This window comes from Rohdeia mirabilis (genome assembly GCA_007750655.1).
In the GTDB taxonomy this organism is placed as follows: domain Bacteria; phylum Planctomycetota; class UBA1135; order UBA1135.
In genome coordinates this window covers 1,561,519-1,582,380 of sequence record CP036290.1, presented here as the reverse complement: position 1 = coordinate 1,582,380, position 20,862 = coordinate 1,561,519, and the positions used below count along the sequence as shown (strand labels likewise).

Here is a 20,862-nt window from a genome sequence, read left to right as displayed (position 1 = left end):
CCCACGACACCCCCAGCAGGGTCGGCGCCCCGCTCGCCCGGGACCCGATCCGGACGCCCCCGCGCGCGGCGCCACCCACCCGGCGCGCGGCCGCCCGCGGGAGCCACGAGGGTCCGACGCGCCGGCGACCTGGGGACGGCGGGTAGCGTGTGGGCCGTGGCCACCTTCGGAATCGACACCGGCGGCACGTTCACCGATCTCGTGCGGCTCGACGCCGACGGGACCGAGACCGTGCATAAACGCCCCTCCACCCCCGACGACCCCGGACGCGCCGTGCTCGAGGCCCTGGCCGCGGCGGGCGGTGCGGGCGCGGCGGACCACGTGGTGCACGGCACGACCGTCGCGCTCAACGCCTTGCTCACCGGACGCACGGCGCGCACCGCCCTCGTCACGAACACGGGCTTTCGCGACCTGGTCGAGATCGGTCGCCAGACCCGTCCCGACCTCTACGCGCTCGAACCGCGCCGACCGCGCCCGCTCGTCCCGCGCGAGTTGCGCTTCGAAGTGGCGCAGCGCAGCTACCCGGCGCGCGCGGACGACCTGGCCGAAGACGGCACCGACGCGGGACCGCTCGTCGAAGCGCTGCACCCGGGCGACGAGGAACTTGCGCGTCTGCTCGCGAAGCTGCGGCGCGCGCGCGTCGCGAGCGTCGCCGTCTGCCTGCTGCACGCCTACGCGGATCCGGCGATCGAGGAACGCGTCGCGCGCGCGCTGGAGCCGCTCGGCGTCCCGATCACGTGTTCGTCGTCGCTCCTGCGCGAACACCGCGAGTTCGAGCGCTTCGCGACCGCCGTCGTCAACGCGGCCCTGGTTCCGCTCGTGCGCGCCTATCTCGGTCCATTGGCCGAACGCGTCGCTCCCGCGCGCCTCTCGATCCTGCAGTCGTCGGGCGGACACCTGCCCAGCGGGCGCGCCGGCGATGAACCGGTGCGCGTGCTCACGTCGGGCCCGGCCGGCGGCGTGGTCGGCGCTCAGGCCGCGGCGCGCGACAGCGGACACCCCGAGCTCGTCGCACTCGACATGGGCGGCACGAGCACCGACGTGGCCTGCGTGCGCTCGGGACTCGCGGCCAGCAGCGAGCGCGACGCGGCGGCCGTCGTCACGGACCTCCCCGAGGTCGGCGGCCACCCCATCGCGGTGCCGTCCCTCGACCTGCACACGATCGGATGCGGAGGCGGGTCGATGGTGCGCCTCGACGCGGCCGGCGCGCTGCACGCGGGACCCGATTCGGCGGGCGCGCACCCGGGTCCGGTGGCCTACGGCCGTTCGGACGTGGCGACGGTGACGGACGCGCACGTGCTCCTCGGACACGTGGCCAGCGGTGCCTTCGTCGGCGGCGAGCTCGAGCTCGACACGGACGCGGTCGCGCGCGCGTTCGAGGCCTTGGGTCGGAAGCTGGGCGCGACGCCCGAACGCACGGCGCGGGCGGTCCTCGGCTCGGCGCGCGCGGCGATGCGGCGCGCGATCGCGGCCATGACCCACCAGCGCGGACGCGATCCGATGACCCTGCCGCTGGTCGCGTTCGGTGGTGCGGGCGGACTGCACGCCGCGGCCCTGGCGGCGAGCCTGTCGATGCCCTGCGCGATCGTCCCCCGCCACCCCGGCGCGCTGTCGGCCTGGGGCATGACGCGGGCCCGGGCCCGGCGCGAGGCGGCGCTGTCGGTGCTCGTTCCGCTCGCGAAATGTGGGCCGCGCGAGCGAGCGCGCCGGGCGGCCGAACTCGTCGAGCGCGTGCGGGCCGAACTCTCGGGCGACCCCGGGTCCGGTCGGATCCACGTGACGCGGTCGGTCGACCTGCGCTATCGCGGCCAGGCCTACGAACTGCGGCTGCCCGACGGTCCGGGACTGGCCGAGGCCTTCCACGCCGCGCACACGGCCCTCTACGGGCACCGTTTCGACGACGAGCGGATCGAGGTCGTGCGCCTGCGGGTCGTGGCCGAACGCGGGCGCGACGTGGCGAGCTCGGACGGTGCCGCCGGACGGGCCGCGATCCGGCGCGGACAGGCCCCGGCCGCCGCCCACCTCGGTCGCCGCCCGGTGCGCCTGGACCCGGCGAGCGACCGTGTGGAACAGGCCGACCTGTGGCTGCGCGACGGACTGCGCGAGGGGCACGAGCTGAGTGGGCCGGCCGTGGTGCAGGAGTACTCGGGCACGACCCTGGTCCCCGCCGGTTGGACGGCCCGGGTCACGCGCGGCGCCCACCTGGAATTGCGCGCTCCGCGGTCCAAGTCGGGTCGCAACGAGGCGTGAGCGGGTGCGCCGCGCGCCCGCCGTCGCTACCCTGCACCGCCCGCAGCCCGCGGACGCCAACGCGTCGCGAACCTGGCCGGCGGACCCTCGAGAGAACGAACGATCGCCACCGACCATGACCTACGTCATCGCTGAGCCCTGCGTGGGCACCAAGGACACCGCCTGCGTCGAAGTCTGCCCCGTGGACTGCATCCACCCGACCAAGGACGCGGCCGACTTCGCGGAGCACGAGATGCTCTACATCAACCCCGACGAGTGCATCGACTGCGGCGCCTGTGCCCCGGAGTGCCCCGTCGACGCGATCTTCGACGAGAACGAGATCCCCGAGAAGTGGGAGAAGTACACGAAGATCAACGCGGAGTGGTTCGAGAAGAACCGCTGAGCGAAGGCTCCGGGCGTCGACGCGGCCAGGCTGGCCGGTCGACCGATCCCCACAGATTGCGCGCGGCGCGGTCGTCCCCGACGGGACGTCCGCGCCGCGCCCGTTCCGGGCTCGAGTGCCGCGTTCCGGGCTCGAGTGCCGCGTTCCGGGCTCGAGTGCCGCGCGGATCGTTCGACGGCCGCACCGGGAGCCCGGGCCCCATGGCCCGGCCAGCGGTGCGCGCGCGACTCGGTTCGGGCTTCGAGACCGTTCCGCTCAGCCGTGCTTGTGATCGCTGCTTCCGATCCGTGCCCCTGGACCGTGCCCCTGGACCGGCCGACCGCACGGCGCGACGCGGATCGCGGCGGCCCGACGCCGACTCGACTCGCGGCGCACTCGGCGAACGCGCGCCCCGGCAAGTGAACGACCCCCGCCGGACGAGTCCGACGGGGGTCGCTGGTTCCGGCCACCGCAGTGGCCCGGCTGCCCGTGTGGACAGGTGCGGGCCGCCGGCGCGGGATGGAGGATGGAGCGGCTGAAGAGATTCGAACTCTCGACATCAACCTTGGCAAGGTTGCGCTCTACCACTGAGCTACAGCCGCTCGCGCGATGGACGTGAACGTCCGGCGCGGGGCGAAAACATACCACCGGGAGCGACCGATGCAAGCCCTCTTGCCCGGTGCTCTCGTCGAACGTGGCACCGGACCCCGAATCGTCGGCCCACTGCGTCGACCGGGACGCTCGGGTCCGGCGATCAGGGCACCCGGACGTGCCCGCCAGCGCGCTCACCCACCGGCGGCGAGCAGGCGCTGGAGGAACTCACCCGCCGCTTCGGCCGCGCGGGTGAGCGGTCGCCCCGCGGCCAGCCCGGCCGCCAGGTGCGAGGCGTAGCGGCAGCCGGAGCCGTGCATCCCGCGCCCGGCGAGTCGCGGCCGGGCGAGGCGCGCGATCCCGACGGAACCGTCCGTGGCGCGCTCCACCACCAGGTCCACCACCGGATCTTCGGTCCCGTGGCCGCCCTTCGCACACACCGCGCGCGCGCCGCGTTCGAGCAGACCGCGCGCCGCTTCCACCCGTCGCGCGGGATCGGCTTCGAGGACGCGGGCCGCCGTGCCCGTGAGCGCCGCCAGCTCGAGCACGTTCGGCGTCAGAACCGCGCCCAAGTCCCGCAGGCGCGCGAGCAGGCGTTCGCGTCCCGCACCGTCCAGGAACACCTCGCCTCCGCTGGCGGCCAGGACCGGATCGACGACGACCCACAGGTCGGGTCGCTCGGCGCGCCACCCAAGGACGAGGTCGCACACGGCGTCGACCTGTTCGGCGTTCGACAGAAGACCGGTCTTGATCGCGCGGACGTCCGCGGTGAACGCCCGACGTGCTTCGCTGGTCAAGGACGCGCTCGCGACCGGGAGCACGGCGCGCACGGAGCGACCGTCCTGGTCCGTGCGGTTGGTGACGACACAGGTCGCAACACCACCGGCAGCGACGACGGCCTCGCGATCGGCGCCCACACCGGCGCCGCCGGTCGGATCGTGTCCCGCGAGGACCAGAACGCGCGCGTGCATCCCTCGGCTCAGGTGAGCGTGCCGCCGAGTCGCTCGTCGTCGCTGAAGCGCTTCTCGGGGTCGACGATGCGCAGCACGCGCGTGCGGATCCGCCGCTCGAGTCGACGCGCGCCGAGCTTGCCGGCCTCGCCCAGAGCGACGCGACCACCCGCGATGCGTCCGTGTCCGCCGAACGACCCTTCGCCGTCGAGCAGGACCGACAGGATGCCGTAGGCGTCGCGGCCACCGAGGCGCGTGCGCAGGCTCAGGTAGTACTCGCCTTCGTAGGTGCCGCCGACGAGCGCCCATTCGCAACCGTGCATGCGCACGAAGAAGTCGGCGAGCTCGGCCACGGACTCGGGGTTCTCGACCTGACCGAGCAGACCGACGACCGCAGGTCCGAAACGCCGCGCCATGCGCAGGGCACGGTGCAGCTCGCGGTAGTAGCTCTGCGGGAGGCGCGGACGCTGGATCGCGGACAACGCCTCGCGGTCGGCGCGTCGCAGGCAGTGGAAGTAGGCCTCTTCGTCGAGGTCCGTCGCGTCCACCGACAGGTCGCCGGTGTCGTAGCGCACACCACAGAACAGCGCGGTCGCGGTGTTGGTGTCGAGCTCCGCCCCGACCGCCTCGAGGTACGAGAACACGATGCTCGACGTCGCGCCCACGTCGAGGCGCACGTCCTTGAACGGAATCTCGCGCGAGGCTTCGCTCTCGGCGTTCGAGCCCAAGTGATGGTCGAACACCGCCAACACGGGCAGGTCGTCGGGCACGAACGTGTGTCCGAATCCAGGCTGCGTGTCGACGAGCACCGCGCCACACACCTGGTCGACGTCGAGCGCTTCGTAGGCCAGGAAGTCGAACTTCAACTCGCGGATCATCGCGAGGTTCTCGGCCCGGTAGATGCGCCCCATCGTGTGCACCTCGGCCTCGAAGCCGAGCTCGCGCAGGAGCATCCGCATCCCGACACAGGCGCCCATGGCGTCGGGGTCGGGGTTCCTGTGCGTCAGGACGGCGACGCGGCGACGACCCGACTGCGAAGCGGCCCGCTCGATGGCGGAGGCGAACGCTTCGACGCGCGGGGGGCCAGAGGTGGCCGGAACGACCGGCGGCTGGCCCGGAGGCACGGGTGTCGGACTCATGGATGTGGGCGACCCGGGTGCGGGTCGGACGCGCTGCACCCGATCGACGGTCAGCGGACGGCTCACTATCGTCCAGCGCGGGCCCGGGCAGCTCCACGAGCGGTCACGACATCCACAATCTGCTTGCCCTCAACAACTTACGAACGCGAAAGCCGCCACCCCCGCGGCCCCGATCCGACCCGTCGAGAGCGCTATTCCTCGCGCTCAGAAGCCGAGCGCCAGCAGGTTGCGCACGGAGGTGAGGATCTCGATGCGCCCGTGGCTGTGGTGCACGTCGACCACCCGTTCGGCGCGGCGGGGCACGGCGTCGACCAGTTGCTTGAAGTCGACCTGACCGGATCCGATCGGCAGTCCGACCTCGTGGTCGGCGGCGTCCTGCAGGTGGACGCCGGTCATGCGGGAGCCGTAGGCGTCGAGCCAGTCCGCCTGCGACGGCAGACCGTGCCGCTCGCGCAGGTGGATACGCCCCACGTCGTGCCAGTAGCCCAGTCCCTGTCGCGACAGATCGTCGAGCACCCACCCCATGGCGTCGTAGCCGAGCAGGTCGTCGATGCCGCGGCCGGGTTCGAGCGCGAACTGGATGTCGGGGAAGGCGGCCATGACCTCGTGGAGCGAGCGGCACAGCTGCTGCACCTGGGCCTGGCCTTCCTGTTGCACCTCTTGGACGAACGGGGCGAGTCGCTCGCACAGATCGAGCGTCAGGCCCTTCTCGACGACTTCGGTGTCGAAGGCGCGCGCGCGCTGCTTCAGGCCGGCGTTCTCGACCTGGCTGCCGCGCACGATCACGCGCCGGCACTTGTACTCGAGCGCGAGGCGCGCGTGGCGGCGCAGCGAATTGACCGCGCGCTTGCGACGGTCCTCGTCCAGCGAGCCGAGCTGCGAAGCGACCATGTCGGGCGCCACGACGTCGCGACAGCCGGCCACCAGACCCACGACCTCGATCCCCGTCTCGCCGCGGGCCTCTTCCAGGCCGGACATGTCCGGCGGCGCGTCCGAGCGCCCCAGCTCGATGCGCCGAAAGCCCATGCCCACGGCTGCGAAGACCTGGTCCTGGACGTTCGGGAGCCGCGCGCCGAAGCACGCGGTCGAGAGCGCGAACTCGTTGGGGATACCGGGAGCCGTCACGGACGCCTTGGCAGGTCGGGAGGAGAGAGGGGGCCCACGGGGAACCATACCCCCCTCGCCAAGCGGAGCGAAATCCGGACCGGGCGCCGGCGGCGGCGGACCAGGGGTGGGCCACGGCCGCGCGAGCGACGCGGCCGCGGGCGGCTCAGACGCGCACGTCGCCCCCACCGGCGTCCAGGTCGCGCCAGCGGGCGAGCAGCGGATCCACCTCGTCGGCCAGGTACTCGTCCACCTGCTCGGGGGCGCGGCCCACGTAGCGCGCGGGATCGAGCAGCGCGTCGAGCTGCCCCTTCACACCGGCAAAAGCGGGGTCCGCTGCCAGATTCGCGGTCATCGGGTTCGCAAGGCCCTGGTGGACGGCGTCGCTGGCCCGGCGCGCGTGCAGGCGCAGGGCCTCGTGCACGTCCTGGCGATCGGCGCCGCCCTGCACCGCGGCCATCATCAGGTTCTCGGAGGCGAGGAACGGAAGCTCGTCGACCAGGTGCTTCTCGACGACCTTCTCGTGCACGACGAGGCCGCCACTGACGTTGAGGTAGAGCTGCAGCACGGCGTCGGTCGCGAGGTACATCTCGGCCATCGAGATGCGGCGGTTGGCGGAGTCGTCGAGGGTGCGCTCGAACCACTGCTGGGCCGCCGTCTGCGCGGGGTTGTCGAGCGCGGCGATCACGTAGCGCGCGAGCGAGCAGATGCGTTCGCTGCGCATCGGGTTGCGCTTCCAGGGCATGGCGGACGAGCCGATCTGCTTGGCTTCGAACGGCTCCTCCATCTCGCGCCGCCCGGCGGAGAGGCGCAGGTCGACGGCGAACTTGTGCGCGCTCTGGCAGATGGAACTCAGCACCTGGCCGATGCGGAAGTCGAGCTTGCGCGGATAGGTCTGGCCGGTGACGCCGAACACGCGGTCGAAGCCCATGCGCTTCGTCACCGCGGCGTCGAGCGCGCGCACCTTCGCGTGGTCGCCGTCGAACAGCGCGAGGAACGAGGCCTGCGTGCCGGTCGTGCCCTTCACGCCGCGGAAGCGGATCTGCGTGCGCGCCTGCTCGAGGTCCTCGAGGTCGGCCACCAGGTCCTGGATCCACAGCGTCGCGCGCTTGCCGACCGTCGTCGCCTGGGCCGGTTGGTAGTGCGTGAGTCCGAGGGCCGGAGTCGCGCGGTGGCGCACGGCGAAGTCGCGCAGGTTGCGGATCACCCCGATGACCTGCGCGCGGACGAGATCGAGCGCGTCGCGGAAGATCGCCAGGTCGCCGTTGTCGGTGACGTAGCACGAGGTCGCGCCCAGGTGCAGGATGCCGCGCGCGTTCGGCGCGAGCTCGCCCCAGGCGTGCACGTGCGCCATCACGTCGTGGCGCAGTTCCTGCTCGTGGCGGGCGACGGACGCGAAGTCGATCGTGTCCTTCGTCGCGCGCAGTTCGGCCAGTTGGGACTCGCTGATGTCGAGACCCAGTTCGCGTTCGGCCTCGGCCAGTGCGATCCACAGGTCGCGCCAGACCCCGGCGCGGTGCTCGTTCGAGAACAGCCGCCGCATGCCCGCGCTGGCGTAGCGCGACGACAGCGGCGAGACGTAGGTGGCGTCGGGATTCGTGGCGCTCTTCGTGTCGGGGCTCATGGGTGGCATTGTGCGAACGGCGAGCGGTCGACCCCAAGGAAGCGGCGGCGGTTTCGACCGACCGCCGGCGCGGTGTGTGACACGCGGGCGCTCTGCCTCGTTCGACGTGCGTGGTGTGCGGCCGAGACGTGCTACCGCGGAGCGCGCGTCAGATCGCCGTCGCCACGCCCGCGGCCAACGCGCAGGCCGCGAGCCCGATCACGAGCCGCGCCACCAGACCCGCCGCCCGCGCGTCCGACCGACCGGCGTAGGCCGCGACCACCAGCACCGCCGTCGCCCCCACCCCGTCGGTCACCAGATCGGTCCAGCTCGCGACGCGTCCGTCCACGCCCGACTGGTGCCACTCGTCGACCGCGCCCCAGGCGAGCACGAGGAGGACGACGAGCCCCATCTCGCGCGCTCCGAGCCGCGCCCAACGCAGCGGAGCGTCACGCCGCGGCAGCGCCACGATCCACCAGAGCGCGAGGAGTCCGAACAGCGGCGCGTGGGCCAGATTCGACAGGAACCCCCACCACGGTCCGCCGTCCTGGGGCCCGTGCGTGCCCGACGACAGCCACCAGGAGAAGGCCATCCACGCGGCTGCGAGCAGGACGCCGGCTGGGCGGGGAAGAGCGAGAAGTGCGAAACCGAGCCGGCGGACGAGCCCCAGACTGCCCCGTGCAGCCACTGCGTCTTCGATCTCGTCGCGCTCCATGCGGGCATGCTACGTGCCCGAGAACCGCCTCGGCTCAGCGCGCCTGTTCGCTGCTCTCGCGCCGCGGAAGTGGCGGCGACAGACGCACGCGCTCGAAGGCGGCATGGAGATCCTCGAGTGACGCCGACGCTTCGACGGTCTGCCAGGTGCCGCGGCGGAGTGCGACCTCGCTGACGTGTGCACCGAGGTCGGCAGCGACCCCAGAGCCAAGAGGCGGCACCCACGGTGGCCAGTACTCGTGCTTCGGGTTCGGGAGGTCCTCGCGACGGGTCGGTGCCTCGACCCACCCCGTGCACGCCTCACCCAGATCGTCGCCTCCCGTCCGCCACGCGCAGGGGACGAAGCGCACGGCACCCTCGGCGTCGAAGGCGAGCGACAGCTCGCGTTCCCCCGCCGCCAGGGCGATCGCCGACGGTGCCACGGCCCACGGATCTCCGCGCCAGTCGAGGAGGCGCACGCCGAAGCGCCAGCCGTCGCGCGCCTCGGGGAAACGGACGACCAGCCCGCTCGCGGAGGCGACTGGCGGCGCGACGACGTTCAGCTCGTCGTGGCGCAGAGTCTGCTGCCAGGTCGCGCGTCCGGGGATGCCGATCAGGACCGACGGGTTCGGGTGGGCGCTGACCAGGAGGGCGACGTGGCCCGTCCGCTCCCAGGTGTCGGGGTCGATCAGGTCGTCGGCCTGGATGCCGAGACGATCGTAGAGACCCAGGTCGAAGCCCTCTTCGAAGAACTCCTGCCAGTCATCGAGCAACTGTCTGTCACCGAGCAAGGCGGCGATCACCCCGAGATCGTCGAGGTAGCCGAGGCCATCTTGGATGTCGCGCACGTCGAGCCAATCGACCGGAGAACGAGCGGATGGTGCATGGAGCCATGGACCGAACTCGCTCGACGCCATGACGGGGTGCAGCGAAATCCCCCTCCATCCGCCTCCGCCGCCGTCATCGTCCTTCAGCGGCTCGAGTTCGACGGTCGCACGCCCTGATCCACGGGGCGAGTACCAAGGACCGCGCGCCGCGCCAGGCCTAGCGTGGTTGCGCTGGCCCGAATACCAGATCGGATGGGTGCCGACGTCGATGAGCAGCGCGTGCGAGCGCGAGCCGTCCACGCGGACGCGCTCGAGTCGACTCAACTTCGCTGCCCCGTCGAACCCACGCGTCTCGGCATCGTCCTCCAGGGACCAGGCCAAGAGCGCCGTGAACAGGAACAGGTGATCCGCCAGGTCGATCTCGCCCAAGTCGTACTCGCCACCGGGTTCGACGACGAGGGCGTCCCGCAGCGGGTCGCACTGCAGTGGTCGCCCGTGCGAGGTCGCCCGTAGGTCCCAGACCCCGGGCGGGACGTCGATCTCGACCACGCGCCGCGCACCGTCCCGGAGGAATTCGAGGTCGTGGTAGGCCTCACTCCAGGCTGGTGCCTGCCACCGCTCGCCGCCCGCATCGGTTCGACCAGCGCCTGCGGGCGCCAGTACGGGCTGCACGAGCTCGAGGAGATCGGTTCGCGTTATGACGATGAGCGCTGCAATCTCCAACTCGTCATTGAGTCTCTTGTCGACGTCAAGGGTCCGCAGGAGCGGAACGACCCATTCGTCCCCGGGCAGACTCCAGGCGAGTTCGAAGCGAACGCGGCCCAGCCGGCGCGGAACGACGATGGTGTGCGAGCCTCCGTCCGGCTCGAGACCAGCGAGCGAGGCACTGCTGGAAGAACGAGCTCCATCGATCTCCCCTCCGGCGACAACACGGTAGGTCAGCGGAACATTCGACTCGCCGTACACAGCAAAGACACCCGGTCGCGGCGGCGTCGCGTCCTGCAACGACTGCGCACGCACACGCGCCCGGCGACCGACACGCCACCAGTCGATCTCGCTCTCGACGTTCAGCCAGGCGTCCGTGAACGGCTCGCCCTCTCCGTCCACGACGGAGATCGTGAAGAGGAGCTCTTCCGGTTCGAAGCGAATCGGGTCGGCGACGAGGGTGCCGTCGCCTCTCCAGAGCGCATGTCCGTCGCGTTCACCCGCGTAGATCCGAACACCCGAATCGCTGGACGCCACGTGGACGTACAGGCGCCTGTGATTCTCGACCGGATACTCGACGTCCACCTCGTCGAACGGCAACGGCACCTCGAACCAGCCATCGGCATCGGTTCGAACGTCGGTCGCGAAGATGGCCTCATTGGGCGTGGAGCGGACGTGGAAGAGCGATACGCGCGCCCGAGCGTCGGGCACGGGGTTGTCGACGCCCGGCCAGGTCAGACCGACGAGACGGCCTCGGAACACGGAGGCCTTGCGAACTTCGAGGATCTCTCGAGTGTCGTCCGCCTCGAGGCGTTCGGTAGCGAGGTCGGCGCGGTTGTCGGTGCTGGTATCCGCGGCCTGTGAACTCAGCGGAGCGTCGGGCCTCACCGGCTCGCCGGTGACTCCGCCTCCACGAACGAGCCAAACGAGCAGCACGAGCGTCGCACCGACTCCAACGAGAAGGGCCCATGTTCTCGTGCGGCTGAGCATGCCCGATCCTAGTCCGGCAGCTGCTCCAAGACCGCGCTCTCGACCGGAGCCTGGGTCGAGCCAGTGCTCGTGACCCACAGAGCTGCGGCTCCCACCACCAATATCAACAGTGCCACCATCCGGCTCGCTCGATTCGTCGTCATCACACCCGCCCTCTACCGGCGGAACGCGCAGCGACTACGCAGCGATGTGTGGCGAAACGCTCGCGCCGCCGCTCAGTCCGGTTCGGGCGCCTCGACCTTCTTGGTGCAGCGCACCACCAGACCCGGGCCGTCGCCACGCGGCCCGATCGTCATCTCGTCCACGAGCTGCTGCATGAGGAACAGCCCGCGGCCGCGGTCGTCGAGCAGGTCCGGCTCCTCGTCGTCGGCGAGCTTGGGCGCCAGCTGACTCGCATCGCCGGTGCCCTGGTCGCGCACGGTCACGACCCAGTGGTCGGCGTCGAGCTCGAGGTCGAGCTCCATGCGCACGTCGCCCACGAGGTCCGCGAGCTCCTGGGCACCGCCGCCCCCCCCGTGGTCGACGGCGTTGGACAGGAGTTCGGCGACGACCAGCACGAGGTGCTCGCACTCGCCGTCGGGCAGGCCGTCGAACTTGGCGAACGTGCGCACGGCTTGACGGCCCTGACGCACGGCCGCGTGGACGGCGGGGAGATCGAGCGACAGACGCCGCGCGGGGCCGGTCGGTTGGTGCGGCACCTTCATGCGTCGTCCTGCGTTCGGGGTTCGGTCGACAAGGACTCGAGTTCGATGCCGAGCGAGAGGTCGAGCGCGCGCACCGAGTGGGTCAGGGCGCCGACGCTGATGCGATCCACACCGGTTCCGGCGAACTCGGCGATGGTCTCCATGTCGATGCCGCCCGAGGCCTCGAACTCGATCGGCAGCGCATCCGGCGCGCGCTCGAGGTCCTTCGCGAACGCGCGCAGGTGGCGCACGGCGAGGGCCAGGTCGGCCGGCGCGAAGTTGTCGAGCAGCACCACGTCCGCCCCGCCTCGCAGTGCACCGCGCGCCTCGCCCTCGCTGCGCGCCTCGACGTGCAGCCGCACGTTCGCGGGGAGCGCCTGGCGCACGCGGGCCACGAACTCGGCACGCGCCGCTTCGTCGCTGGCGTCCACGCCCGAGAGATCGAGGTGGTTGTCCTTGAGCATGGCCTCGTCGTAGAGGCCGTAGCGGTGGTTCGATCCGCCGCCGGCGACCACGGCGTGTTTGTCGAGCACGCGCAGACCGGGCGCCGTCTTGCGCGTGTCGAACACGCCGGGCGCGGTCCGTCCGGCCTTGACGCCCTTCACGGCGGCATCCACGAAGCGCCGCGTCAGGGTCGCGATGCCGCTGGCGCGCTGCAGCAGGTTCAGAGCGGTGCGTTCGCCGGTGAGCAGGGCGCGCGCCGAGCAGACCGTGCGCGCCACCAGGTCGCCGCGCAGCACGCGTTCGCCGTCCGTCTTCTCGAGGACCGTCTCGGCCGCCGGATCCAGCGCGCGGAACGTGGCGGCGTAGACCTCGAGGCCGGCCAGGACGCCGCGCCCCTTCGCCGTCAGGACGCCGACCGCGCGCGTTCCCGGCTCGATCGCCGAGGCCGTCGCGAGATCGCGCTCGAGCAGCGCCGCCACTTCCGCCGCACCCCATGGCCCGTCGAAAGCGGGGTCGCGACGTACCCCCAAGTCCTCGCGCAGGGCCAGTCGCACCAGGTCCTCGATCTCCCGGCCAGCGAGGCGCGGAACGTCGGGTCGGCTGGCGGCCTGGGGAGGGGCCGGTTCACTGCTCATCGACGCGAGTCTAGCCGCAGGGGTGGAGAAGTCACGGAGCGGGTCCGCGCTCATGAGGTGGCGACGCGTCCCGAAGGCGCTGTTCCAGGGCGGCGCGCACGGATTCGACCGTGGTGGCGCCGACGCCGCGCACGCGCTCCCAGTCGTCGAGTTCGAGGTGCCCTCCCCGCTCGTTCCGCAGCGCCACCACGTCCGCGGCGCGCCGGCGACCGAGGCCCGGAAGACCGCGCAGTTCCCGCTCGGACCAGCCGTCGAGATGCGCGCCCCGTGCGCGGGGATCCAGCGGCACGAGCGGCGTGGAGGCCGCTCCGAGGGCGCGCTGCTCGTGCGCCGCACGGGCCGCCGGCCGCCGCAGCCCGCTGGAGCCTGTGTCCAGGGCGCGCCGGAACAGACCGAGCGCCAGCGCCACCGCTGCCACGAGCGCTGCCCCTGTGACCACCCGTGCCCCCGACACCTGCCCGTCCGCGTCCCGATCCACTCCACCTGGACCGCACGAACAGGACGAAGGTTGCAGGTCGGCGCGAATCCGGTTTGCAATGTCGCCTTCAGCGGGAGACTCTTCGGGGCCTCCCCGCGCTCCCCCACACGCTCCGTGCCCACCCATCCCGAACCGCACCGGCGGCCGTCCGACGACGTCGCCCCCGGCTCCCGCCCGGAGTCCAGGCCCAGCGCGAGCGCCTCCTCCCGCGCTGCCGGCAAGCGCACGGCCGTGAGCCTGATCGCGCCGGTCTACGACGAGGAGGGCAACCTCGAGCGGCTGTACGAGGAGGTCCGGCGCACGTTCGCCGACGGGGATTTCGAGCTGATCCTGGTGGACGACGGCAGCCGCGACTCGAGCCGCGAGATCGTGCGCGACCTGTGCCGCCGGGACGAGCGCGTCCGCGGCCTCTTCTTCCGCGAGAACTGCGGCCAGAGCGCCGCCATCACGGCCGGCTTCCACGCGGCGCGGGGCGACCTGGTCGCGACCATGGACGCCGACCTGCAGAACGACCCGCGCGACCTGCCGGACATGATCGCGCTGCTCGAGGCGCGCGGTGTGGACGCGGTCGTCGGCTACCGGCAGAAGCGCAACGACACCTTCGTGCGCCGCATCAGTTCGAAGATCGCGAACCGCATCCGCAATGCCATCTCGAAGGACTCGATCCGCGACACGGGCTGTTCGCTCAAGGTCTTCAAGCGCGAGGCCATCTGTCGCATCGCGATGTTCGACGGGATGCACCGCTTCCTGCCGACGCTGCTGCGCTACTACGGTTTCGACGTGCTCGAGCACCCGGTGAACCACCGACCGCGCACGGCCGGCGTCAGCAAGTACGGCATCTCGAACCGGGCGCTGCGGGCCCTTCTGGACCTCTTCGCGGTGCGCTGGATGCGCTCGCGGATCCTGCGGCCCGTGATCGCGGAACAGATCGGTCGCGGGTTGCCCGTGAACGCACCCGCGCGCGGCGAACGCGGCGCCAACTAGTGGTGTGATTCGCTCTGTTGAGGCATTTCGGCGTTCCGTACGGGATGCGATGCAAGGCGCGCCGACGACTCGACTTCGCTGTGAGTCTCGGAGGAGGCGCAACGCAGCAGCGCGCCCGTACGGGACGATGCCGACATCAGGGGAAACCGTGCCCCAAAAGAGCGAATCACACCACTAGAGCGAGCGGGCCGCGCCGCGCGCGCACCGGTACCGTCGCACCACTCATGAACGGTTGGGAGCTCCTCGGTTGGACCGGTCAAGCGCTGTTCTTCTCGCGCTTCCTCGTCCAATGGCTCGCGTCCGAGAAGGCCGGCCGCAGCGTCGCGCCGCCGATCTTCTGGTGGATCTCGCTGGTGGCGACGGTCCTGCTCGGCCTCTACAGCTGGGGCACCGGCCTGCCGCTGTTCCAGATGGTCTTCGTGATCAACTGCGCGGTCTACCTGCGCAACGTCACGCTCACCTTCTCGAGCCGGACCCTGCCCGCGCCCTACGCCGCCGTCCTGGCGATCGTGGCCTGCGGAACGCTGCTGCGCGACGTGCTCCGCTCGGACAAGTACGACTTCGCCGGTGCCGACGGGGCCTGGTTCGTGGTCGGTACGGTCGGCGCGGTCGCCTGGGCCTCGCGCTTCCCGCTGCAGTGGTGGCTGTCCGAACGCCGCGGCAAGAGCCACTTCCCGCGCGCGTTCTGGTGGGTCAGCCTGGTGGGCAACGCCGCGCTCCTGGCCTACGCGATCCACCTCGAGCGCGCGGTGCTGATCGCGGGCTTCTCGATCGGGCCGCTGGTGCAGATCCGCAACCTCGTGCTCGACGCCCGGGGACGTGCTGAACGAGCGCACGCGGCGACGGACGAGGACACGACCGAGGCGAGCGGTGAACCCGAGTTCGAACTCGAACCGGGTGGTGGCGGACGGTCCGGCGTACAGCCGTCGGACCGTTCGACCTACGCGCCGCCCAGTCCGCGCAAGTAGGTCGCGACCACGCGCTCGAGGAAGGTGTCGAGCTCGCGCACGCTGCGCACCCGCTCGGAGTCGCCTCCGGACAGGCGCACGGTAAGGCTGCCGTCGCCCTCGAGACGCGCTTCGAGCAGCGGCCCGTCGTGCACGATTCCCGCCGAACCGTGCTGGTTCCAGCGGCGCCCGTGGGGCAAGTCGCGGACGTCGAGCGCGGGATCGAGGCCGCGCAGGCGTTGGGACAGGAGCTCGAGCAGATCGCCGCGCGGCGAGAGGACCGCGGGTGCGGGCGGCGTCGGGTTCGGGCGGCGGAACGGGGTGGTCTGGCGCTCGATGCGACCGGCGAGGCGGTGCAGGTACAGACTCTCGCCGGCTCCGGTGCGCAGGACGCGCAGTTCGTACAGCTCGGCGTGTTCCTCGCGGCCACAGAACGTGGTCAGGCGTCGGGTGCGGTCCAGGTCGAAGGCCTCCCCCACCAGCAGGAGACGCGGCGGAAGGTCGGGATCGAGCCCGAGGGCGCCGTAGTTCCCACCGCTGATGTGGTGGTGCAGGACCGGCCCGTGGTCGAGGACCAGCTCGAGGGCTTCGAGGCCGCGCGAGACGGTCTCCTCGTCGAACTCGGAGACCAGCAGGACCATGGCCAGGCGACCGGCGCCGTCCGCACCCAGCAGGTGGACGAGGCCACCGCCCGAGAGTTCGAGCCCCTGGTCGATCAGCCGGAACCCGCCCAGGGCCAGGTCGAGCGCCTGCTCGAGCTGTTCGTGGGTGGAGGGAGCCGCGGAGAGCGGCTCGTGCCGGCGCGCGGAGTCGTCCGGGGTGCCGGGGCCGTCCGCGGGGCGGTCGTTGGGATCGTCGGGCGTCATGGTCGCAGATCGCGGCCCGGGAAGGTCGAGCGCCGTCGCGCTGCCCCGAGCATGCGAAGAAGCCTACCCCCGCTGGAGGGGTTTGCGAACTCCTAGCGGCGAGTCCGAGGCGCCGCGGGGACGGCTCCGACACGGGATCTGGCGGCGCGCTCGCTCGCCCGGGCGATCGGGTCGATGTCCGGGCGGTGCAGTTCCGACAGGGCGAGCGCCAGGGCGTCGGTCGCGTCGAGCGGCGAGTCGTCCAACCGCAGACCGAGCAGGCTGGCCACCGCCCCGGCCACGAGGACCTTGCTGGCCGACCCGGTGCCCGCCACGAGGCGCTTGGTCTCGGCCGGCGTCCGCTCGACCACCCGGCAGCCGTGGCGCGCGGCCGAGGCCAGGGCCAGTCCGCGCCCCTCCCCCAACCGGATCGCGGTCAGCGGGTTGCGACCGGTGAAGGCCCGCTCGACCACGACCGTCGCGGGTCGCAGCTCGACGATGAGCGCCTCGAGGTTCGTGAGGATCAGTCCGAGGCGCTCCGCGAGTGGACGCGACTGCTTGGCGCGCACCACGCCGGCCTCGAGCAGGGTCGCCCGCAGCGAGCGCCCGTGCTCACCGCGAATCGCCCCGTAGCCGACCACGATCGTGCCGGGGTCGATGCCGAGGACCACGTCGGGGTCGAGTTCGAGCGGGGGCGGCGTCATGCTCGGGCGAGCCTACGCCATGGGCCCGTCCGGGGACCTGGCGCTCGGGGCGCACGGGGCCGTGCGACCCGCGACGAACCCAGTGGCGAGACCCGCCCGCGCGATGAGCGACCACAGCACCGATCCAGCCGATCCCGAGCACTCGAACGAGCTGCGCCGTCCGGGCAGTGCGGCCGTCCTCGTGGCAGCGGGTTCGTCGCGCCGCATGGGCTCGATTCCCGGCCGAACGCCGTCGAACAAGACGCTGCTCGAGGCCGCCGGCGCGCCGCTTCTGGTGCACGCCGCGCGCGCGCTCGCGAGCGTGGTCGACGCCGTGGTGGTGGTCGGGCGCGCCGATCAGCTGGGCGCGCTCGAATCGACGCTGGCCGAGTTCCGTGTCGGGCGGGTCGCGGCCGTGGTGGCCGGCGGGGCCGAGCGCGCGGACTCGGTGCGCGCGGGGCTCGCCGCCGTACCCGCGAGCGCGACGACGGTTCTCGTGCACGACGCGGCGCGACCGCTCGTGCTGCCGCTCGACGTGGCGCGCGTGGTGGACGCCGCGCGCGAGCACGGAGCCGCGCTGCTCGTCGAAGCCATGGTGGACACCGTCAAGCACTCGACCGACGGACGCTTCGCGGGCCGCACCTTGGACCGCAGCGAACTGTGGCGCGCGCAGACGCCCCAGGGCTTCGATCGCGAGCGCCTGGTCGCCCTGCACGCCGCCGCCGAGCGCGCGGGGCGGCGCACCACCGACGACGCGAGCCTGTGGGAGGAGGACGGCGGGAAGGTCGCGCTGGTGGAGTCCGGTGGCCCAAACCCGAAGGTCACGCGGCCCGACGATCTGGTCTGGGTGCGGGCCGTGTTGCGCGCGCGGCGCGGTCGGCACAGTGACGAAGAAGAGTGACGAAGAAGGGGCGCGCGCCGCGCGTCCGAGGTCGGTGGACCTGGTCCGCGAGTTCGCGAGCGGTCCCACGCGACCGGTCCGACTCGTCCAGACCGTCCGCCGCATCGAACCACGGCTCGCCGGGAAGGCGCCGTGGGACCTCGGGCCGCGCGCCGCTACCCTTGGGCGATGGAACTGCGCGTCGGAACCGGCTTCGATCTGCACCGCCTCGAGGCGGGACGTCCGTGCATCTTGGGCGGCGTCCAGCTGCCCCACCCGACCGGGCCGGCCGGGCACTCCGACGGCGACGCGGTGCTGCACGCGATCGGTGACGCGATCCTCGGAGCGGCGGGGCTCGACGACCTCGGCACGCTGTTCCCCGACACGGATCCGACCTTCAGGGGTGCGGACAGCGCGGCGCTGCTGGTCGAGTGCGTGCAGCGCGTGGCCGCGGCCGGCTGGTCGATCGTGAACGTCGACGTGGTGGTCGCGACCGAAGGGCCGCGCATCGCTCCGCACCGCGCCGCCATGCGCGCGCGGATCGGCGAACTGCTCGGACTCGATCCGGGTGCGGTCAACGTCAAGGGCAAGAGCCTCGAAGGTCTCGGCGCTCTGGCCGGGGGCACGGGCGTGGCCGTGCAGACGGTCTGCCTGCTGCAGCGCTGATCGCGGGCGGTCGACGGGTCTCGTTCGGCGCGCTCGTCGCCGAACGTGCGACGCGGCACACGGCGGTCGCCAGCCTACGGTCCACCCGCGACCGGGCCACAGGGACGTGCACAGCGCCGCGCGGCGTTCGCCGCTGCGCCGCGCGAGCTCAGCTCGCCGACGTCTGCAGCGCGTGCAGTCGGGCGTAGGTCCCCTCGCGTGCGAGCAGTTCGTCGTGGGTGCCGAGCTCGACCAGGTGGCCGTCCTCGAGCACCGCGATGCGGTCCGCGCCACGGATCGTCGAGAGGCGGTGCGCGATCACGATCGCCGTGCGTCCTTGCATCAGGCGGTCGAGCGCGTCCTGCACCGAGCGCTCGGACTCGGAGTCGAGCGCGCTCGTCGCCTCGTCGAGCAGGAGGAGCGGTGCTTCCTTCAGCAGCGCGCGCGCGATCGCGAGGCGTTGACGCTGACCGCCGGACAGGCGCGCCCCACCGTCCTCGACGTCCGTGTCGTAGCCGTTCGGCAGGCTCTGGATGAAGTCGTGGATGTTCGCGGCGCGCGCGGCGTCCTCGATCTGTGCGTCGGTGGCGTCCTGGCGCGCGTAGCGCAGGTTCTCGCGGATCGTCGTGTGGAACAGGAACGGCGCCTGGTCGACCATCGCGTAGGTGCGCGTCCAGTCGTCGAGCGACACCTCGCGCAGGTCCACGCCGTCGACGGTGATGCGCCCCGAACTCGGGTCGATGAAACGCGCGACGAGGTCCATGAACGTGCTCTTGCCCGAGCCCGACGGTCCGACCAGCGCCAGCGTCTCGCCCGCCGCCACCGCGAGGTTCAGACCCTCGAGCGCCGGTCCGTCGTCCGCGACGTAGCTGAACGAGACGTCCTCGAGTCGGAGTCGATCGCGCAGACCGCGCTCGAGCGGACGCGGCTTCGCGGGGTCGGGCACGTCGGCCTCCTCGCCCAGGATCTCGACCAGACGCTGGGACGCGCCCATCGCCTCCTGCAAGCGCGTGACGGTGTTCGTCGTGCGCTTCATCTTCGTGTAGACCTGCGCGATCGACACGATGAAGATCGTCAGGCCCGCCATCGTGTCCTCGCTCGCGGCGGGATCCACGGCGAAGCCGAGCGCGACGAGGATGACTGCGAAGCCCGCGAGACTGAATCCGGCGGTCAGTCCGCGCGTGGTCGCGATCGTCTTGACCATGCGCATCGACGTGCGCAGGTAGCGCTCGTTCTGGCGCTCGTAGGCGTCGAGTTCGCGCTCCTCCGCGCGGAACGCCTTGACCGTGCGGATGCCGATGAACATCTGGCTGAGCGCCTGCACCGACGCGCCCAGTTCGGTCAGGCTGTTGCGCGAGCGCTTGCGCACCTTCTTCGACAGGATCACGACCGGCAGCGCCACCACGAGCAGCACCGGCAGGATCACGATGCCCATGCCGGTCGGCGCGTGCAGGATCGCCACGACGAGGAACGCCAGGGCCTGGGCCGGCTCCTGGACGAGATCCTTGAGCGCCACGTCGATCGCGAACAACGTCTGTTGCACGTCCTGGCTGATGCGGCTCAACACGTCGCCGAACGAACGGCGTCCGTGGTAGCGCATCGACAGGCCCATGAGGTGCCGCACGAGGCGCAGTCGCAGGTCGATGACCATGCGGAACGCGACCCAGCGCGAGAGCATCACGAATCCGAACTGGGCGAAGCCTGTGATCACGCCGAGCGCGGCGAGGATCGACGCGGCTGCGGCGAGCATCCCCGAGCGCGTCGGCGGTTCGCCCGGCGCCACGTCGGAGAACGAGCGCGCGAGATCCACCACGAGTCCGTCGACCGAGGCGCGCACGCGGTCGGCGAAGTTCGCGCCGCCCTCCGCGATCCCGCGTGCGGCGTCACCCGTGACCGCACCGGCCACGTCGGCCCCGGGGATCTGGGCCCCGGGAAAGAGCGTCCCCCACAGGGGCTCGATCAGCATCAGCGCGGCGACGACGCCGATCGATGCGAACGTCCCGAGCAACACGACCACGAGCAGCGCCGGTATGCGCGGCGCGGCGTGGGGCGCCAAGAGGCGCAGGAAGCTCTTGAAGGAGGACTGCACGGAGTGTGGGGCGAGACGTGGTTCGGAAGCGCGGGATCGGGTCGCAGAACGTCGGTGCGGCGGTCGCGCGCGCGGAAGCTTCGAGGACGCCGCGCTTCGTGCGGAGGTCGGAGACGAAGAGCGACGCGAGCTCGCGCGCGCGAGCAGCAGTCCGTGATCGCGACGGCACGGCCGTCATGTGCCGATGCGTGTCGCCGCGCGGTCACCGGCGAGTCGTCACCGCCGCAATGTCACCGTCGCGCGCCCACCACCGCAAGCTCACCGGGTCGCGGTTCCCGCCGCGCGGCCGGCAACGAGGCCCATAGCGTGGCGAGCACCCGGACCGCCCGCCTGTGG

18 protein-coding genes and 1 tRNA gene are annotated in these 20,862 nt (G+C 71.9%); 6 read left to right on the top strand and 13 right to left on the bottom strand.

The annotated features are described in order from the left end of the window. The first annotated feature begins 156 nt into the window (after positions 1-156). Together Pla163_RS05850 and Pla163_RS05845 are read left to right on the top strand one after the other, a co-directional pair. Positions 157-2,250, top strand: coding sequence for a hydantoinase/oxoprolinase family protein (locus Pla163_RS05850; protein ID WP_419186364.1), 2,094 nt, complete (start codon positions 157-159; stop codon positions 2,248-2,250). 115 nt (positions 2,251-2,365) lie between these two features. Continuing rightward, on the top strand, positions 2,366-2,632 hold the full coding sequence (locus Pla163_RS05845; protein ID WP_145184983.1) for a 4Fe-4S dicluster domain-containing protein: 267 nt from the start codon (positions 2,366-2,368) through the stop codon (positions 2,630-2,632). A gap of 506 nt (positions 2,633-3,138) precedes the next feature. On the opposite strand, the gene Pla163_RS05840 is transcribed toward Pla163_RS05845, so the two are convergent. The 10 genes from Pla163_RS05840 to Pla163_RS05795 form a co-directional block, all read right to left on the bottom strand. Beyond that, positions 3,139-3,213: transfer RNA gene (locus Pla163_RS05840), tRNA-Gly, on the bottom strand. A 183-nt stretch (positions 3,214-3,396) separates the two neighbouring features. Further along, positions 3,397-4,173, bottom strand: a complete 777-nt coding sequence (thiD, locus tag Pla163_RS05835) for a bifunctional hydroxymethylpyrimidine kinase/phosphomethylpyrimidine kinase (protein ID WP_419186363.1) — start codon at positions 4,171-4,173, stop codon at positions 3,397-3,399. Positions 4,174-4,181: 8 nt separating this feature from the next. After that, positions 4,182-5,291 (bottom strand): DHH family phosphoesterase, encoded by a 1,110-nt coding sequence (locus Pla163_RS05830; RefSeq protein WP_145184978.1) that lies wholly within the window; start codon positions 5,289-5,291, stop codon positions 4,182-4,184. Between the two features lie 204 nt (positions 5,292-5,495). Continuing rightward, positions 5,496-6,416 (bottom strand): sugar phosphate isomerase/epimerase family protein, encoded by a 921-nt coding sequence (locus Pla163_RS05825; RefSeq protein ID WP_419186362.1) that lies wholly within the window; start codon positions 6,414-6,416, stop codon positions 5,496-5,498. Between the two features lie 145 nt (positions 6,417-6,561). Further along, a complete protein-coding gene (gene purB / locus Pla163_RS05820; RefSeq protein ID WP_145184972.1) occupies positions 6,562-8,019 on the bottom strand; it encodes an adenylosuccinate lyase in 1,458 nt (485 codons plus the stop codon). Between the two features lie 148 nt (positions 8,020-8,167). Beyond that, complete coding sequence (locus Pla163_RS05815; RefSeq protein WP_145184969.1) at positions 8,168-8,713, bottom strand: VanZ family protein; 546 nt, start codon at positions 8,711-8,713, stop codon at positions 8,168-8,170. A 34-nt stretch (positions 8,714-8,747) separates the two neighbouring features. Beyond that, complete coding sequence (locus tag Pla163_RS05810) at positions 8,748-11,213, bottom strand: hypothetical protein (RefSeq protein ID WP_145184966.1); 2,466 nt, start codon at positions 11,211-11,213, stop codon at positions 8,748-8,750. A 215-nt stretch (positions 11,214-11,428) separates the two neighbouring features. Next, complete coding sequence (locus Pla163_RS05805) at positions 11,429-11,917, bottom strand: ATP-binding protein (protein ID WP_145184963.1); 489 nt, start codon at positions 11,915-11,917, stop codon at positions 11,429-11,431. Further along, complete coding sequence (gene nadC / locus Pla163_RS05800) at positions 11,914-12,975, bottom strand: carboxylating nicotinate-nucleotide diphosphorylase (RefSeq protein ID WP_419186361.1); 1,062 nt, start codon at positions 12,973-12,975, stop codon at positions 11,914-11,916. Before nadC ends, Pla163_RS05805 begins: the two co-directional genes overlap by 4 nt. Before the next feature lie 31 nt (positions 12,976-13,006). Next, entirely contained in the window at positions 13,007-13,414 is a 408-nt protein-coding gene (locus tag Pla163_RS05795) for a ComEA family DNA-binding protein (RefSeq protein WP_145184957.1), read from the bottom strand. Between the two features lie 270 nt (positions 13,415-13,684). On the opposite strand from Pla163_RS05795, the gene Pla163_RS05790 reads away from it, so the two are divergent. Continuing rightward, positions 13,685-14,437, top strand: coding sequence for a glycosyltransferase family 2 protein (locus tag Pla163_RS05790; protein ID WP_145184954.1), 753 nt, complete (start codon positions 13,685-13,687; stop codon positions 14,435-14,437). Positions 14,438-14,661: 224 nt separating this feature from the next. Further along, positions 14,662-15,405: a lipid-A-disaccharide synthase N-terminal domain-containing protein gene (locus Pla163_RS05785; RefSeq protein WP_419186360.1), complete on the top strand. Its 744-nt coding sequence runs from the start codon at positions 14,662-14,664 to the stop codon at positions 15,403-15,405. Here Pla163_RS05785 and Pla163_RS05780 read toward each other — a convergent pair. Continuing rightward, positions 15,378-16,250 (bottom strand): hypothetical protein, encoded by an 873-nt coding sequence (locus Pla163_RS05780; protein WP_145184948.1) that lies wholly within the window; start codon positions 16,248-16,250, stop codon positions 15,378-15,380. The genes Pla163_RS05785 and Pla163_RS05780 overlap by 28 nt on opposite strands. A gap of 92 nt (positions 16,251-16,342) precedes the next feature. Then, positions 16,343-16,933, bottom strand: coding sequence for a crossover junction endodeoxyribonuclease RuvC (locus Pla163_RS05775; protein ID WP_145184945.1), 591 nt, complete (start codon positions 16,931-16,933; stop codon positions 16,343-16,345). Between the two features lie 103 nt (positions 16,934-17,036). Between Pla163_RS05775 and ispD the strand changes: the two genes are divergently transcribed. After that, entirely contained in the window at positions 17,037-17,813 is a 777-nt protein-coding gene (ispD, locus tag Pla163_RS05770; RefSeq protein ID WP_419186359.1) for a 2-C-methyl-D-erythritol 4-phosphate cytidylyltransferase, read from the top strand. A gap of 168 nt (positions 17,814-17,981) precedes the next feature. Continuing rightward, on the top strand, positions 17,982-18,458 hold the full coding sequence (ispF, locus tag Pla163_RS05765; RefSeq protein WP_145184939.1) for a 2-C-methyl-D-erythritol 2,4-cyclodiphosphate synthase: 477 nt from the start codon (positions 17,982-17,984) through the stop codon (positions 18,456-18,458). A gap of 148 nt (positions 18,459-18,606) precedes the next feature. Here the strand turns inward: ispF and Pla163_RS05760 are convergent, their stop codons facing one another. After that, the gene (locus Pla163_RS05760; protein ID WP_145184936.1) at positions 18,607-20,526 is read right to left on the bottom strand and encodes an ABC transporter ATP-binding protein; all 1,920 of its coding nucleotides are present in this window, start codon (positions 20,524-20,526) and stop codon (positions 18,607-18,609) included. Positions 20,527-20,862: the final 336 nt, after the last annotated feature.